Origin of the sequence: Oceanicaulis sp. (assembly GCF_051859625.1) — a bacterium.
GTDB lineage: Bacteria > Pseudomonadota > Alphaproteobacteria > Caulobacterales > Maricaulaceae > Oceanicaulis.
The window spans coordinates 357,477-369,916 of record NZ_JBHYFH010000002.1; the positions used below are offsets into that span (position 1 = coordinate 357,477).

At 60.5% G+C, this 12,440-nt stretch carries 21 protein-coding genes and 1 tRNA gene; 14 read left to right on the forward strand and 8 right to left on the reverse strand.

Translation table 11 applies throughout. The features are described from left to right. Nucleotides 1–70: 70 nt before the first annotated feature. The 3 genes from ACTIGF_RS11240 to ACTIGF_RS11250 all read left to right on the forward strand — a co-directional run bounded on the left by ACTIGF_RS11240 (nt 71) and on the right by ACTIGF_RS11250 (nt 1,077). Complete coding sequence (locus tag ACTIGF_RS11240) at nt 71–373, forward strand: integration host factor subunit alpha (RefSeq protein WP_022702219.1); 303 nt, start codon at nt 71–73, stop codon at nt 371–373. An 8-nt stretch (nt 374–381) separates the two neighbouring features. Further along, the gene (locus ACTIGF_RS11245; protein ID WP_439636978.1) at nt 382–873 is read left to right on the forward strand and encodes a MerR family transcriptional regulator; all 492 of its coding nucleotides are present in this window, start codon (nt 382–384) and stop codon (nt 871–873) included. A 126-nt stretch (nt 874–999) separates the two neighbouring features. Then, nucleotides 1,000–1,077 (forward strand) — tRNA-Pro (locus tag ACTIGF_RS11250). Between the two features lie 25 nt (nt 1,078–1,102). On the opposite strand, the gene ACTIGF_RS11255 is transcribed toward ACTIGF_RS11250, so the two are convergent. The 7 genes from ACTIGF_RS11255 to ACTIGF_RS11285 form a co-directional block, all read right to left on the reverse strand. Further along, complete coding sequence (locus tag ACTIGF_RS11255; RefSeq protein ID WP_439636979.1) at nt 1,103–2,098, reverse strand: hypothetical protein; 996 nt, start codon at nt 2,096–2,098, stop codon at nt 1,103–1,105. A 189-nt stretch (nt 2,099–2,287) separates the two neighbouring features. Beyond that, nucleotides 2,288–2,497 carry a hypothetical protein gene (locus tag ACTIGF_RS11260; protein ID WP_439636980.1) on the reverse strand — a complete coding sequence of 70 codons (210 nt, stop codon included), beginning with the start codon at nt 2,495–2,497 and terminating at the stop codon, nt 2,288–2,290. Continuing rightward, entirely contained in the window at nt 2,484–3,176 is a 693-nt protein-coding gene (locus ACTIGF_RS11265) for a hypothetical protein (protein ID WP_439636981.1), read from the reverse strand. Before ACTIGF_RS11265 ends, ACTIGF_RS11260 begins: the two co-directional genes overlap by 14 nt. A gap of 2 nt (nt 3,177–3,178) precedes the next feature. Continuing rightward, a complete protein-coding gene (locus ACTIGF_RS11270) occupies nt 3,179–3,454 on the reverse strand; it encodes a hypothetical protein (protein WP_439636982.1) in 276 nt (91 codons plus the stop codon). Continuing rightward, nucleotides 3,454–3,822, reverse strand: coding sequence for a hypothetical protein (locus ACTIGF_RS11275; protein ID WP_439636983.1), 369 nt, complete (start codon nt 3,820–3,822; stop codon nt 3,454–3,456). The genes ACTIGF_RS11270 and ACTIGF_RS11275 overlap by 1 nt, the downstream gene beginning before the upstream one ends. Continuing rightward, on the reverse strand, nt 3,819–4,214 hold the full coding sequence (locus ACTIGF_RS11280) for a helix-turn-helix domain-containing protein (protein ID WP_439636984.1): 396 nt from the start codon (nt 4,212–4,214) through the stop codon (nt 3,819–3,821). The genes ACTIGF_RS11275 and ACTIGF_RS11280 overlap by 4 nt, the downstream gene beginning before the upstream one ends. Further along, nucleotides 4,211–5,446, reverse strand: a complete 1,236-nt coding sequence (locus ACTIGF_RS11285) for a ParB/RepB/Spo0J family partition protein (RefSeq protein ID WP_439636985.1) — start codon at nt 5,444–5,446, stop codon at nt 4,211–4,213. Before ACTIGF_RS11285 ends, ACTIGF_RS11280 begins: the two co-directional genes overlap by 4 nt. Before the next feature lie 206 nt (nt 5,447–5,652). On the opposite strand from ACTIGF_RS11285, the gene ACTIGF_RS11290 reads away from it, so the two are divergent. Then, a complete protein-coding gene (locus tag ACTIGF_RS11290; protein WP_439636986.1) occupies nt 5,653–5,970 on the forward strand; it encodes a hypothetical protein in 318 nt (105 codons plus the stop codon). On the opposite strand, the gene ACTIGF_RS11295 is transcribed toward ACTIGF_RS11290, so the two are convergent. Continuing rightward, entirely contained in the window at nt 5,967–6,626 is a 660-nt protein-coding gene (locus ACTIGF_RS11295) for a hypothetical protein (RefSeq protein ID WP_439636987.1), read from the reverse strand. The genes ACTIGF_RS11290 and ACTIGF_RS11295 overlap by 4 nt on opposite strands. A gap of 112 nt (nt 6,627–6,738) precedes the next feature. Between ACTIGF_RS11295 and ACTIGF_RS11300 the strand changes: the two genes are divergently transcribed. The 10 genes from ACTIGF_RS11300 (at nt 6,739) to ACTIGF_RS11345 (ending at nt 12,435) form a co-directional block, all read left to right on the forward strand. Beyond that, nucleotides 6,739–7,080: a hypothetical protein gene (locus ACTIGF_RS11300; RefSeq protein ID WP_439636988.1), complete on the forward strand. Its 342-nt coding sequence runs from the start codon at nt 6,739–6,741 to the stop codon at nt 7,078–7,080. Continuing rightward, complete coding sequence (locus ACTIGF_RS11305) at nt 7,080–7,322, forward strand: hypothetical protein (protein ID WP_439636989.1); 243 nt, start codon at nt 7,080–7,082, stop codon at nt 7,320–7,322. The genes ACTIGF_RS11300 and ACTIGF_RS11305 overlap by 1 nt, the downstream gene beginning before the upstream one ends. Beyond that, nucleotides 7,322–7,675 (forward strand): hypothetical protein, encoded by a 354-nt coding sequence (locus ACTIGF_RS11310; protein ID WP_439636990.1) that lies wholly within the window; start codon nt 7,322–7,324, stop codon nt 7,673–7,675. The genes ACTIGF_RS11305 and ACTIGF_RS11310 overlap by 1 nt, the downstream gene beginning before the upstream one ends. 9 nt (nt 7,676–7,684) lie before the next feature. After that, a complete protein-coding gene (locus ACTIGF_RS11315) occupies nt 7,685–8,413 on the forward strand; it encodes a GapR family DNA-binding domain-containing protein (RefSeq protein ID WP_439636991.1) in 729 nt (242 codons plus the stop codon). Further along, nucleotides 8,413–9,318 carry an AAA family ATPase gene (locus ACTIGF_RS11320; RefSeq protein WP_439636992.1) on the forward strand — a complete coding sequence of 302 codons (906 nt, stop codon included), beginning with the start codon at nt 8,413–8,415 and terminating at the stop codon, nt 9,316–9,318. Before ACTIGF_RS11315 ends, ACTIGF_RS11320 begins: the two co-directional genes overlap by 1 nt. Further along, nucleotides 9,305–10,075, forward strand: coding sequence for a hypothetical protein (locus tag ACTIGF_RS11325; protein ID WP_439636993.1), 771 nt, complete (start codon nt 9,305–9,307; stop codon nt 10,073–10,075). Before ACTIGF_RS11320 ends, ACTIGF_RS11325 begins: the two co-directional genes overlap by 14 nt. Next, entirely contained in the window at nt 10,068–10,310 is a 243-nt protein-coding gene (locus tag ACTIGF_RS11330) for a hypothetical protein (protein WP_439636994.1), read from the forward strand. Before ACTIGF_RS11325 ends, ACTIGF_RS11330 begins: the two co-directional genes overlap by 8 nt. Next, nucleotides 10,307–11,104 carry a methyltransferase gene (locus ACTIGF_RS11335; protein WP_439636995.1) on the forward strand — a complete coding sequence of 266 codons (798 nt, stop codon included), beginning with the start codon at nt 10,307–10,309 and terminating at the stop codon, nt 11,102–11,104. The genes ACTIGF_RS11330 and ACTIGF_RS11335 overlap by 4 nt, the downstream gene beginning before the upstream one ends. Continuing rightward, entirely contained in the window at nt 11,101–11,472 is a 372-nt protein-coding gene (locus tag ACTIGF_RS11340; protein WP_439636996.1) for a hypothetical protein, read from the forward strand. Before ACTIGF_RS11335 ends, ACTIGF_RS11340 begins: the two co-directional genes overlap by 4 nt. Before the next feature lie 132 nt (nt 11,473–11,604). Further along, nucleotides 11,605–12,435: a helix-turn-helix domain-containing protein gene (locus ACTIGF_RS11345; protein ID WP_439636997.1), complete on the forward strand. Its 831-nt coding sequence runs from the start codon at nt 11,605–11,607 to the stop codon at nt 12,433–12,435. Nucleotides 12,436–12,440: the final 5 nt, after the last annotated feature.

Here is a 12,440-nt window from a genome sequence, read left to right on the forward strand (position 1 = left end):
TGGTTAACGTTGACCAGTGAGCGGTTTGCGACGTAACGTCTTCATCGCAGACATTAAAACGGGGGCCAACATGGGTTCGAAGACTGTCACGCGCGCAGATCTGTCAGATGCCGTCCATCGCGAAGTCGGCTTGTCCCGACACGAAAGCGCGGAGTTGGTGGAAGCCGTTCTCGACATGATCTCCGACAAACTTGTGGGCGGGGAATCGGTCAAGCTGTCGTCCTTCGGGTCATTCCTGTTGCGCGACAAGACCGGACGTGTCGGACGCAATCCGAAAACCGGCGAAGAAGTGCCGATCGAGCCGCGACGGGTTCTGGTGTTCAAACCCTCCCAGGTGCTCAAGGACCGGGTCGACGCCGCCCTGTCCAAATAGGACACGCCATGAGCGATAAATCGCCAGACGCTTACCGGACCATTTCCGAAGCCGGGGAGGAGGCGGGACTGCCGCCTCACGTCTTGCGATTTTGGGAAAGCAAGTTCGCCCAGCTCAAACCGGTCAAACGGGCGGGCGGGCGGCGCATGTATCGCCGCCAGGACGTGCAGCTTCTCAAAGGCCTGCGCCGACTGCTTTACGATGACGGGTACACCATCAAGGGCGCGCAGAAATATCTGCGCGAGCATGGCGTAGCGTCGGTCGCTGCGTTGGCTGAGGCCAGCACGCCCAGCCCGGATCCCGCTCAGGATATCAAAGCGCCGCCCGTAGCGCCGCAAGCCTCCGTCCAGGCGGAGGAGGCGCCCGTGACGCCTCAAAATGACGGGCCGCACCACGCGAAGCGTTTGTCTGGCGGCCAGATCGACTTGGCTCGGAGCGCACTGTCACGTCTGGAACAGGCGAGGGCGCGGCTCTCTGAAGTGCTTGAGAAGACGGCCTGAGCCTCGCTCCTGCGCAGGGCTGCAACACGTCTGCGACAGACCGCGCAGAATGGTTGCCTGTCCGCTTTTTGGCCCTTATACGTCTCTCCTCTCCGAACGCCGGGACCTGTTCGGAGACTGATATGGCGGAACGTGGCGCAGCCCGGTTAGCGCACTGGTCTGGGGGACCAGGGGTCGCGAGTTCAAATCTCGCCGTTCCGACCATTTTTTCAAGCACTTAGTGAGCGCCCTAGACCCGTCTCCGAATCTCGCTGACCGGTGTCTCCGAATCCTGTTCCTCATGAGTGCGCGCCTGTTCCATGTATTTGCGGCCGGCGGCGCGGCTTTTCTGGGCGCGGCGCGCGGCCTCCAGCGTGGGTGGCGTGTAGGTCAGATGAAGCCTGTCATCGGTATCCATGGCGTTAGCCAGAGCGCTGGCGCGGTCCTTCCTGTCAGCACCGCCCACGGTCATTTCAATGTTCGCACCACGTCTCAGGTCCAGCATCTTGCGACTTTCGGACTTGCCGAACTCGGCCTTCCTGATGCGTGAGAATCGCTTTGCGAAGTCCTGCGGTCCCGTGAAGGGGCGGCCATCCGGCCGGCGGAAGATCGGGGCTGTGGGTAGAGCCTCAGCGCCATCCGGCGCGGCGAGTCGCATAAGTGTGTCATAGAGGGCTTGCGGGATCGGGGCGTATATCTCGGCCTGTGTCTTCCGGCGCGGCCGGTGGATATACGGGCCTTGCTTGCTCATGAACAGTTCGGCCGGAATCAGGGTGCGCGCATCCACGGGCGAAACGGCCGTTTCCCAGATCAGGGCAATGGCGGCCGCCATGGTTTCATCGCCCATTGCCTCGGCGCGCTTGATCAGGCGCACGACTTCATGGGCGAGAAATATCTGGCTGCGGCCGCGCGGCTGCGGATTTGGCAGGCTCGCCGCCGGCGCTTTGCTAATGACGCCATAGGTCTGGGCCGTGTTGAGCAGTTCGCGCAATTTCTTGATTGTGCGCCAGCGCTCATATTCGGTTGTCTCGGCTTCCAGCTTGAGCTGAAACCGTTCCAGATCGTTGACGGTTATCCGCGTTATCAGTTTTGAGCCCAGTTCAGGGCCGATCCGCTTCCACGCGCGCTCGAACTCTTCACGCGTGCCGGCGCTCTTGCGCCTCCAGCTCTCGGTTTTGCGCCATTTGAGCCAGAAGCTCCCGAGCGATCCGGCCGGATACCGGGGCTCGGCCTCTGTGCGGCCCATTTTCAGCGCAGCCAGTTTCCGGTTTTGAAGCCGCGCGTCTTCGCGGCTCTCGGGCGTGTCTTCGCCATAGGCCACGCTTTTCATGCCCAGATCGCGCGCCCATTTGGGCGGTTCCCAATGCCAGCGCTTGGTTTTGCTGTTGGCCCGGTAGTAGGGGATTTGCTCGCGTAGCTTCGCCATGGTTCCGGTCTAGCGTTCGGGGTTCAGCCCTAAAGCCGCGTCCATACCCGCCTCAATCGCGTGTGCTTCGTCAAGGCTGGTTGTCTGAATGATCTGGCCTGAGCGGATGGTCACGCTCTTGTCGGGGTTGATCGTGACTTCAGGCACTATGCCCGCATCAAGGTAAGTCTTCACCAGTTGCCTGACCATCGCCGGCGCGATCCGCTTACGGTGTTCCATGACCGGCTCCTTTGGTGATCCTCTTGGTTAGCGCGCTAGATAGTTCGCCGCCATTCCCTGTTTCGCCACGTGCAAATAGCATTGCCGCCAAGTTGCCGACATCCACCGGGTCACCCTTCTCAACGTGTGAGACGCACAGGTAAGCCAGCCAGTCTATTGGGCATTTATTGAGATCGTGCCATGAATTTCGGCCTTTCTTTCGGCTTTCGTTCAGCTTGGCTTTCATGGCGCTGGCGAAGGCGTCAACGGCGGCTTCATCCCTTCGCTTTTCTGTCGCATTACGCTTGCGGTCGCGCTGAGTGTCCTGAGCCGCGATCAGGGTGTAAAACAAGCCTTCAGCGCTCTGCAGCCAGTTCCAAGTTTCTGGCGTCGCACGCATCACTCGCGCTTCTGGATTTGGCTCGTCAATGTACTCGTCATCATCGGCCAGCCAGTACTCCCTGCCGGGATTTTCTGTGTCAGTGAGCGCGCAATAATACTCACCGGTAATGTCTGCGCTTGCGGTGCATCGTCCTTGGATGTCGTTTTGATCTTTGCCGCCACATTGTGGGCAATTAGACGGCACATACTCTAGCGATGCATAAGCGCAAAATGCCCAGCGACTGACGAACTTTACGGCAAAAGTGGTTGCCCACTCAGGCGCGGCGCAAGCAATTGTATAGATAGAAAAGCCGGGCATACTTAAGCCTCTGTCTCAATGACGCGGCTGGACGTATCGCGTCCCCTCGGGAAGCGAAGCTGTTCAATCGCCATGGCGCGCAAGGCCTCGGCCAAAGCGGCGCCGCCGGCCTGATCTGACTGAAGGCCTTGAAGCTCGCGCTGGAAGGTGTGGAGCGCGCTGACGGTCCTTTCAAACTGGGTCAGGCCCGCGCCGCGCTGATGGTGGTCCAGCGTGCGTGACAGGGCCGTCTCGGCTTCAAGGGTCTGTGAGCGGGGCTGTAGGGCGAGGGCGTTCATTAGGTTGGCCTCCGCTCGATTTGATCAATGAAGAGGCGGAACTCTTGCAGCCATTCGCGCATCAAGAGGTGGGTCAAGTGGTGGTCAATGTGAACCCTGTCATGGGCTTGTATTAGATCATGTACCGCTTGAATGCCGCGAATAGTCGGGCTGACGGTGATGATAGTTGGAAGTGGACTCAACCCTCTTCGTTGAAGATGGTGTTCAATCAACTTTTTCATGGACCTGTTTTCCACAAGGATGGCGTCATGAGGCTTGATGCTCTCAATCATTCTGGTGGTCCGGCCAGTTCTTCGGCTGTTTTGCTCAATCATTTCCAGCGTAGCGGTGAGCGCTGCTGTCAGCGCAATGTGATCGGTCGTGCTCATGCCGCAATTCCCTCTGCGCTTTCAGGCTTCGGTGCGAGGGATCGCGCCAGCTCCAGCAAGCGCCGGCGCGGCATTTCCTTCAGGCCATAATACGCCCTGACGAGATCCAGCGTTTCCTTCCGGCTGAGCACATCGTCAGCAATGGTGGGGCTGGGGTCTGGGTCGTGTTCCGGGCTGGTGAGGCCTTCGTAAAAATACTGGACAGGTACGTCCAAGGCTTCAGCAATCTCATAGAGGCGGGACGCGCTGACGCGGTTTGCGCCGCTTTCGTATTTCTGGACTTGCTGAAACCGTATGCCGACCGCTTGCGCGAGCACCTGTTGGGTTTGGCCGAGCAGGCGGCGGCGGCGGCGGATACGTTGTCCAACATGGTGGTCAATGGCGTTGGTCATGACTGAGGCTCCATTTCGGTGGTTTGAGGCTTGATGGCGTTGCGGGCGGCGGTGAGGTGGTTCTGGACGGCTTCGAGATAGCCAATCGCGGTTTCCAGCTCGGCCTTTTCTGCGCCTGTGGACTCCGGGTCGTGCAGGGCGCGGCGTGCGCGTTTGAGCGCATTTGCGGTGTCTGCTTCGATCTGGGTAAGCCGGGCATCCCTGACGAGCGCGTCACCCGTGAGCGCCGGAGGCTGGGCTTGTGAGGGCGCGTCAGAGAGGGGTGACGCGGCCGAGCCTCCGGCGCGGGGTGCAAACCAGTCAGACGCGTGAGGGGGAGGTGTCTGAGCGGTCTGGCGGGGATCGGGCCCGCTGGGTTGAGTGTTATCCACTGAAGAGGTCACCGCCGGGGCTGAAGCGGTTTCAGCCGCCGGCGGTGCAGTGGGGGGGAGGCTGGCAGGCTTTGCCGGTGCGCGGCTCTCGGTGAGCTTCTTGCGCGCTTCGGTGAAGCCAAGCTGATTGGCGCGCATGAGCGCCTTGTCTTCGTCGCCAAGCTTCTGGAGCTTGCGGTATTGCTGGACGTACTCGGGTGTCTTTCCGAGGCTTTCCGCGATCTGGGGGTTTGACAAACCGTGTTCGTTAGCCAGCCGTTCAAAGGCGTCAGACAGCTCCATGGGGTTCATCTTGGAGTGAGTGAGGTTCACGCCAAGCTGGGTCAGGATGCGGTCACCCGGCGTCTTTGAGCTGCGGTCATATGAGACTTGCGCACGGTAATGCTCGGGCAAAGCGCCGTTCTTGATCGCCGCGCGAATGGCCAGAAGCCGGCGTTCGCCATCAACCAGCATCCGCCGGCCGGCGTAGTGCTTGGCCAGATCGGGGTGAGAGCGAATGAGCAGCGGCTTCAGGAGGCCCTTGGCGCTGATTGAGTTGATCAGCTCTTGCATGTCTTCAGCGTTGAAGATCGTGCGCGGCTGGTCCGGGTCAGGGTCGATCATGTCCGCCGGTATGCCATCAGACTGGTCCAGCTTGCGGGTGTGTTCAGCGAGTTCAAGACGCGCTTCATCAGACACAACCAGAGGCTTGGACCGGACAAAGCCGGCTTCATTCAAGCGCTTCCAGCTTCGTTTCACGTTCTGAGGGAGTTTCCCTATTGCGGTGGCCGCTTCGTGAAAGTCCATCTCGCCGGATTGGTGTAAATCGGCCTCTTCAGCCGCATACGCGATTAGTCTGAGGTCATCAGGTGACAGGGCCATGGTGCGTGTCCGTTATCTGAGCGCGAATGTCTTGATGAGTCGCGCTAGTCAAAATCTGGACACTTTGGACATTTGTCAACCCGCACGCCTCAGGTGAGGTTGCGCCCTTGTGAGGCGAGCGTTTGGCAATACACGCGCCGGCCTCGCGGTCTTTCAATCCGGAGTGACTGAAAACGTCTTTCCGGTAATTGGTTAAGGGGAATGCGATGCTCGGGTTTGTGGCGGTTCTGGCGCTTCAGGCGTCCGGTGATCTGGCGGTAAGCGTGCTGGAGGCTGAAACCGAGGATCGGGGGGCGCTCGTAACCCGTGTGACGTTTGAAGTTGCGAATCACGGCCGCAAGTCGCTCAGGGCCGCGAACGTCATTTGCGCGCTGACCCATGACGGCTCTGTGATCGAAACGGGATTAGGGCAGGTCTGGGAGCTGTCCGCCGGCGGCCGCGCATCCGAGCTCGTCTTGATCCGCCATAACGATCAGGCGGACGGGGTTTCCTGCCGGCTGGACGCGGCAGTCTGGGCGGATTAGGGGCGCGCTATTGCGTGAACCATCTGAACCCGGTCATAGGGAAGCTTCTCTTCGGCGTCGGGGGTGAAGGTTCGAGCGAAGTACACGCCGCCGGCGCGTTTGACGTAGCGCAGCAAGCGGGCTGTGCCGTCTGTCATGACAAACAGGGCGTCTTCACCGGGGCGCGGCGCGCGGCCGGGCAAGACAAATGCGCGCTCTCCGGGTTCGTAACGTGGCGCCATCAGATCATCAGCCGCTTCCACGGCATAGGCGCTCGCCCTGAGGCCTTGCGCTGGCAGGCGCTGGACCTGATCAACCACATGGTCATCATCAATCTTGATTGAGCCGTCAGCGCCAGCGCCATACACGGCGATCTGGCTTTCACGCTCCAGACCGAACGCCGGGCCGTATACCTGCGGCTCTCTGGCGGCCTGAAGCTCTGGCTTGTCGAGGTCAATTCCGAGCCGTTTCCCCTCATTGTCCAGAAGGGCTTTCATTTCCGCGATGTCTACGCGCGGCGGTGAAGCGTGCGCGCCAGAAACAAGCCGCTGAACCTTTTTCTGGTTCCAGCTGCGGCCGGTCTTCTGTGTCAAAGCGATAGCGGCGGCCTCTTGGCTCATGCCGAGGGCCTTCAGGTGGCTTTTGAAGCCATAGGGATCAGAATTTCTTGCAGCCATGTGCGGCATCTTTCGAGAAATTTCTGTCCCTGAGGATGGACAATTTATCCGAATCACACCCGTCTAATACCCGAGCATTAGACAAAATGTCCACAAAAAGGACAGTTCGGACATGACGCACACGACAAATCATGAGCTTGCACCTGATAACTCAGAGCGTCTGAGGCAGGTGAGGTTGCCGCGAGTCTTTGAAGATTGTGTAACCCCCTGCGACCGGGTGGCGTTTCTCCTAGGAGGCGTAAGTCTGGCGGCCGAGGCTATCGGGTGTTCCCGTGCAGCCTTCTATATCTGGCGCACGCCAGTGGAGAATGGCGGGCAGTCGGGCCGCTTCCCTGAAGTCTGGTTGCCTCGTGTCCGCCGCGCCATGAAGGCGCGCTTCCGTGACCTTCCTGATGGCTTTCTGACCAAGACCGGCAAGGGCTTCGTCAGGGCTGAAGTGCTGGAGGCGTGCTGATGGCGGTGGAGGTCATTCTTTTAGGCGAGCTGAACGCCCGCTTTGTGGACGCTCTGGCTGAAGCTGTAGTCAGTTCTCCAAATCGCACTGTGGCCCAGTGCGTCAGCAACAGTGCTGGCGCGCTGGCTGAATTGCGCGGCGCTTCAGGCGGCGCTGCAGCGCTCGGGGCTCTGCGCCATCGTAGCTGGGATGTTGCGCTATATGGCGCAGACCATTCCTCGCAAAACGGGGGAGGTAGCTGATGGCCGCGCCATACATGGGGTTCGTCCTGAAGGCATCGGCGGCCGTGACGGCTGGCGATGCAGGGGCATATGAGCGTCACGCGATACTCAGGGAAACGCCTGCAACTGACCGGGCGCTCTATGACCTTCAGCCGCCAGATTTGCCGCTGTTCGAGCTGGCGCGTCAGGCGATCCGCATATGGGCGCAAGCAACGGACGAGCTGCGGCGGGACCGTTGGGCGTCTGTCGTCAGTGTCCTGTCAGACGCCTGCGTCTCGGCGGATGCTGAAGCGGCCGATCCTGAAGGGCGTGCGCGCCGTCATGAGCAAGAATTACGCGTTGCGCGCCTGAATGCTGCGCGCGGCCGGTCTTAGGGGAAAGCCATGAGCGCTTACGGAACGCCGGGCGGGAACCATGACCGTGATCGGGTCTTGGAGTTTATTCGCCAGATTGAAGCCAAAGAAGAGCGGATTGCTGAACACAAAGACGATGTGAAGGCGCTCTATGAGGCTGCGAACGCGGCCGGATTGGACAAGAGAGCCTTGCGCCGTCTTGTGAAGGTTCGCCGCCAGAACAGGGAAGGCAAGCGCGAGCAACGCGAGAATGACCAAGCCGCTTTTGAGTGGCTGGCCGATACGGTCGGTGAGTCTCACGGCGTTCCCCTTCATCGCCATTTTGAAACCCTTCAACGTGCGGGTGGCGGGTCTGTTGTGGACCTTATGAAGAGCATTGTCCCTGAGGGTGGCCAGATCATCGTTCAAGAGGGCGGTGAAAACTGGGTGATCTGGCGAGATGCTAGCGGTCACGCCCATGCAGAGCCTCACATGGAAACGCGGAAGCGGCCCGGCAATGCACCAGATGCAGAGGGAAGCGAACGCGGTTCGTCTGAGCCTTCACAGCCGGCTCAGACCTTCGAGCAAGAGCTTGAAGCGCCTCAAACAACGCCGGCTGAAGCTTACGATCAGGGGAAGTTCGCGGCTGAAGCCGGTGTTCCTCTGTCTGAGAACCCGCATCCCGCACTCACTGCGCAGCGCCGCGAATGGGACAGGGGCTGGCGAGAACAGTCCGGTGAGGATGGCATGGGGCCGGACACGCAAGAGGGTCAGGGCTGATGTTGCATAGGCATGAAATCAGTAACCAGCTCAGCGCATATGCCCGGATCATGCAGCCTGATGAAAGTGTTGCGCCCATCCTAGCGCCGGGCGTGAAGCGCGCTCTGACGGCATGGATGGAAGAGCTTTTCTGTGAAGGTGACTTGTTCGAGGTCGGCCTTCAGCCGCGCCGGCGGGCATTGTTCACAGGGCCGCCGGGGGGCGGCAAAACCACGATGGCGCACCATCTGGCCCAGCGTCTGGGGGTGCCTATTGCGGTGGTCCAGACTGACAAGCTCGTTGATTGCTATCTGGGGCAGTCGGGTAAAAATGTTGCGGCCATGTTTGAGGCTGCATCTGAGTTTGAAGTCGTTCTGTTTCTGGATGAAATCGACTCAATCGCCACAAAACGCACAAGCGGCGGCGCTGGCGCGGACAATGAGCGTAACAGCACGCTGACAATCCTGTTGAAGGAAATCGAGGCCTTTAACGGCATTCTTGTGGCGGCCACAAACCGCGCTGAAGAGCTGGACGCCGCTGTCTGGCGTCGTTTTGAGCTTCAGATTGAAATGGGCATTCCCGGAAAGGGTGAAGTCCGCGAAATCATCAAGCGCTATCTCGCCCCCTTCATTCTCGGCCAAGAAGCCTTGAAGGCGTGGACGGATGCTCTGCATCTGGCGAGCCCGGCGCTCATTCGTCAGGTGTGCGAGGCGGTCAAGCGCGAGCATGTCCTAGGCCCGCGTCTGGGGCGCTCCATGGTCGCCGCTGATGTTCTGGGGCGGGTTGTGTCCTCCGTCCAGCCTCACCCTGACTTGGATCGGCCGCTTATGTGGCAATCACGAACCTTGCGAGAGGTGGCTTTGGCGACGGGGTGGCCCTTGTCGGACAAGCCAGAGACTGGAGGGGCCGCCAATGACCAAGGCTAAGATGATCAAGCCGGCGCGCGGCATCACCTTTTCAGGGGCGATGATGGGCGCGGGTATCGAGGGGTATAAGTCCCAGACGCGCCGTCTGCTGTGGGATCGCGGGGGGAGGCGGAACTGGCTCGCCAGCCTGCAGCCCGGTGACCTGCTTTATACGCGAGAACCGGTCAAATGGGCGGAGGTCAGGGGATCTCTGAACGGGCGCTATGCGGCTGATTTCGGCTTCCTGTCAGATGCTGACCAAGAGACGCTTCAGGCTATCGGTCAAGGTGCGCGTTTGCAGCATGTTTGCGGGCCTTTGAATGGCCGGCGCTTTGATCCTGCACCGGACCCTGACTGGTCGCCTTCCCAGATCGGCAAGTGGTGTCAACCGCGCATCATGCCGTTGTTCGCCAACAGATGCACTTTGCGCGTGACCGGCGTTCGTATCGAGCGGGTGGACCAGATCAGCGAAGCGGATGCGCGCGCCGAGGGCGTCATGTCCCGCTTCGGTGGATCGGCGGCCGGCCTTTACGCGCACTGGGGCGCTTGGGAGCGCCGTGAAGGGGCGTGGAGCGTTGAGGCCCTGATGGTCGCAGATCGGCCCGTGGATGCGTTCTCAAAGCTCTGGAACACGCTGCACTGTGAAGACGGCCGGCGCTTTGAAGACGGGCCTGATGTCGCTGTGATCAGCTTTGAGTGGGTCAACCGGCCGGTCTGGGAGGTGCTGGGGATCGCGCCAGCGCTTTTGTTCTCGAACGCCGGGGGCGAGCATGACTAGCAAGCCGTTCGCCACTGAGAAAGCGCGGCGCTTGGCGGCTGATCGCAAAGCCTCGCGCGCCATTGTGCATATCAACAAGGGGCGTCTGCACAAGGCGGCTCATGTCATTGGTGAGGCGCTGACGATCTTGCGCGCGCCGGCGTTTGATCCGGCCGGCGCGTGCAAGTCGAAAGATGGCGATGAAATGTGCAGCGCGTGCAACTGCTGGAAGCGTGCGCGGGGGTGGTGCTCATGAGTCAGAATACGTCTTCCGCTGTCATGTCCCAACGCATCGAGCCGAACGGATCGCTTGACGACTTTCCAACGCCGCCATGGGCGGGGCGTGCTCTTCTGGAGCATGTCGTAGCGCCAGCGCGTAAAGCCGCGAGTGCTGCGCCTTTGTTCGCTCATAAGGACGTGCTGGAGCCGGCGGTAAATCGGGGGTTTCTGGCCGCTGGTCTGGCTGACTATTTCAAGACGGTTGAGGGGTGCGATATTCAGCATTATCCGCTGAATGAGCGTTGTCCGCGCTGGACTGAAGCTCTTGCGGCCGGACGCGGCGTCCAGAGGGATGAAGAGGAAGACTTTCTTCAGGGTGGGCTTTTCGGCCTCAATCCTCTGAGCTTTTCGCCGCACTGGATCATTACCAATCCGCCCTTCAACCGAGCTGAAGAGTTTGCGTTTCGCTGCGCCGAGCTTGAACCGTCTGACGGCTTCGCTTTCGTGCTTCGCACGTCCTTTCTAGAGGGGCAGGGGCGCTTCGCTGACCTGTTCAGCATTATGCGGCCTTCCATGATCGGGCAGTTCTCAGAGCGTGTGATCATGGCCAAGGGGCGGATGCTGGACCCGGCGAGAAAGTACGCGGACCCGCAAACCGGAAAGCTGAAACGTCCGTCCACGGCGACGGCCTATGCGTGGATTGTCTGGGAGCGCCGGCGCGGATTTGAGGGTGTTGCATCATACAACGCACGCTCCACGCGGTTTGAGTGGATTCCGCCATGTCGCTTGGCGCTGGAGCGGCCGGGTGATTATCCCGAGGTGGCGGCATGACGCGGTTGTTTGTCTATGAAGTTGAGCAAAAGCGCGCTCACACGCCCGGCAACGGTGACGATACCTTCTCACTGTTTCTAGAGCTGGCTGACGATGGCCGCCTGAGGGTGAAGCTGGCTTTTCTCACCACATCATCCGGGCGACATTGGCGTGAGCATTTCAGACGTCAGTCAGAAGCGGATTGCCTTGAGTTGAGCGTGTGTCTTCCGCCGGCAAGGGCGGCCGCGCTGGCTGAGAGTATCGAGCGCGCGTATCCGAAGCAGACCGCCTTGAGTTGGGCGTATGAGCGCTTGCGGCGCTTGAAGGGGATCTATGTTGTTGGCGCGGTCCTCTTGCTTTCAATGCTGGTCTTCTCGGGTGGCCAGTGATGGCGGCGGCGATCAATCAGGCCGGCCGCGATCCGCCTTAGGGTTCAGACGCATTCACACATTCTGACCGTCCCAAACGGGCGGCGCGTAATCACGCTGATTGATGACTCAGCGAACAGGGAAGGTTTGTCCATGAGTACGGGCAAAAGCAAAGCTGGCTTCAAGCGGACCAAGCAACGGTTCTCGATTATCCCGGCCGGGGTGGTCTGGGATGTTTCCGAAGGGCTGCTGAGTGAGACTGATCTGAGGGTGGCGGCCGTTCTCGGCACGATGACGCAAGAGGGCGGCGTGGTGCCGGCAACGCGCCAAACCCTGATCGCTGAAAAATGTGGATTGCACCGCCGCACGGTCAACCAGTCCATTGCCAAGCTGGAGCGTCGGGGCTGGTTGAGAAAGATTGATCCGGGGCTTCCCTCGGGCGTGATGGGGTACTTCCTGAGGCTCGATCCTACGCCCTCGCGCGCCAAGGCAGAGCTGGCGGAAGCGGATGCAGAACAAGGGGATAGTCAGGGGGGTGTGAGCGATGGATCACATGAGACTGACCCGTCACAGGGGGGTGTGAGCCCTGAGGATCACAAGCCCTGTGACTCTTCGGATCACACAGTAAACGATCCTTTCTATTCCGATAAATCCCCTAAATCCCCTTCGCGCTCATCCGATCCGCCGGACCCATCCTGCACAGGCCCTGAAGGGCGCTGTGCGTCTGGTCCCGGCTCAGCAATGGCGGGTGAGGGAACTGCAAGTGAGTTCGTTGGAGATTGGGTCGCCTTTCGCCAGCATCACCGCCGCATCGGTGGGGATCGCTGGGCGAAGCTGGCAGGTGTGCGGTGCGAGAATGGCCGCCTTTGCACGGGCTCCCAATGGGCTGCGCTAGATGTTCTGAAAGCCTACGGCGAAGAGCTGAAGGCGCATGGCGTGTCTGCAATCTGGTCTGATCAATCCAATCGTGAGGTGTCCCTGTGAGTGGT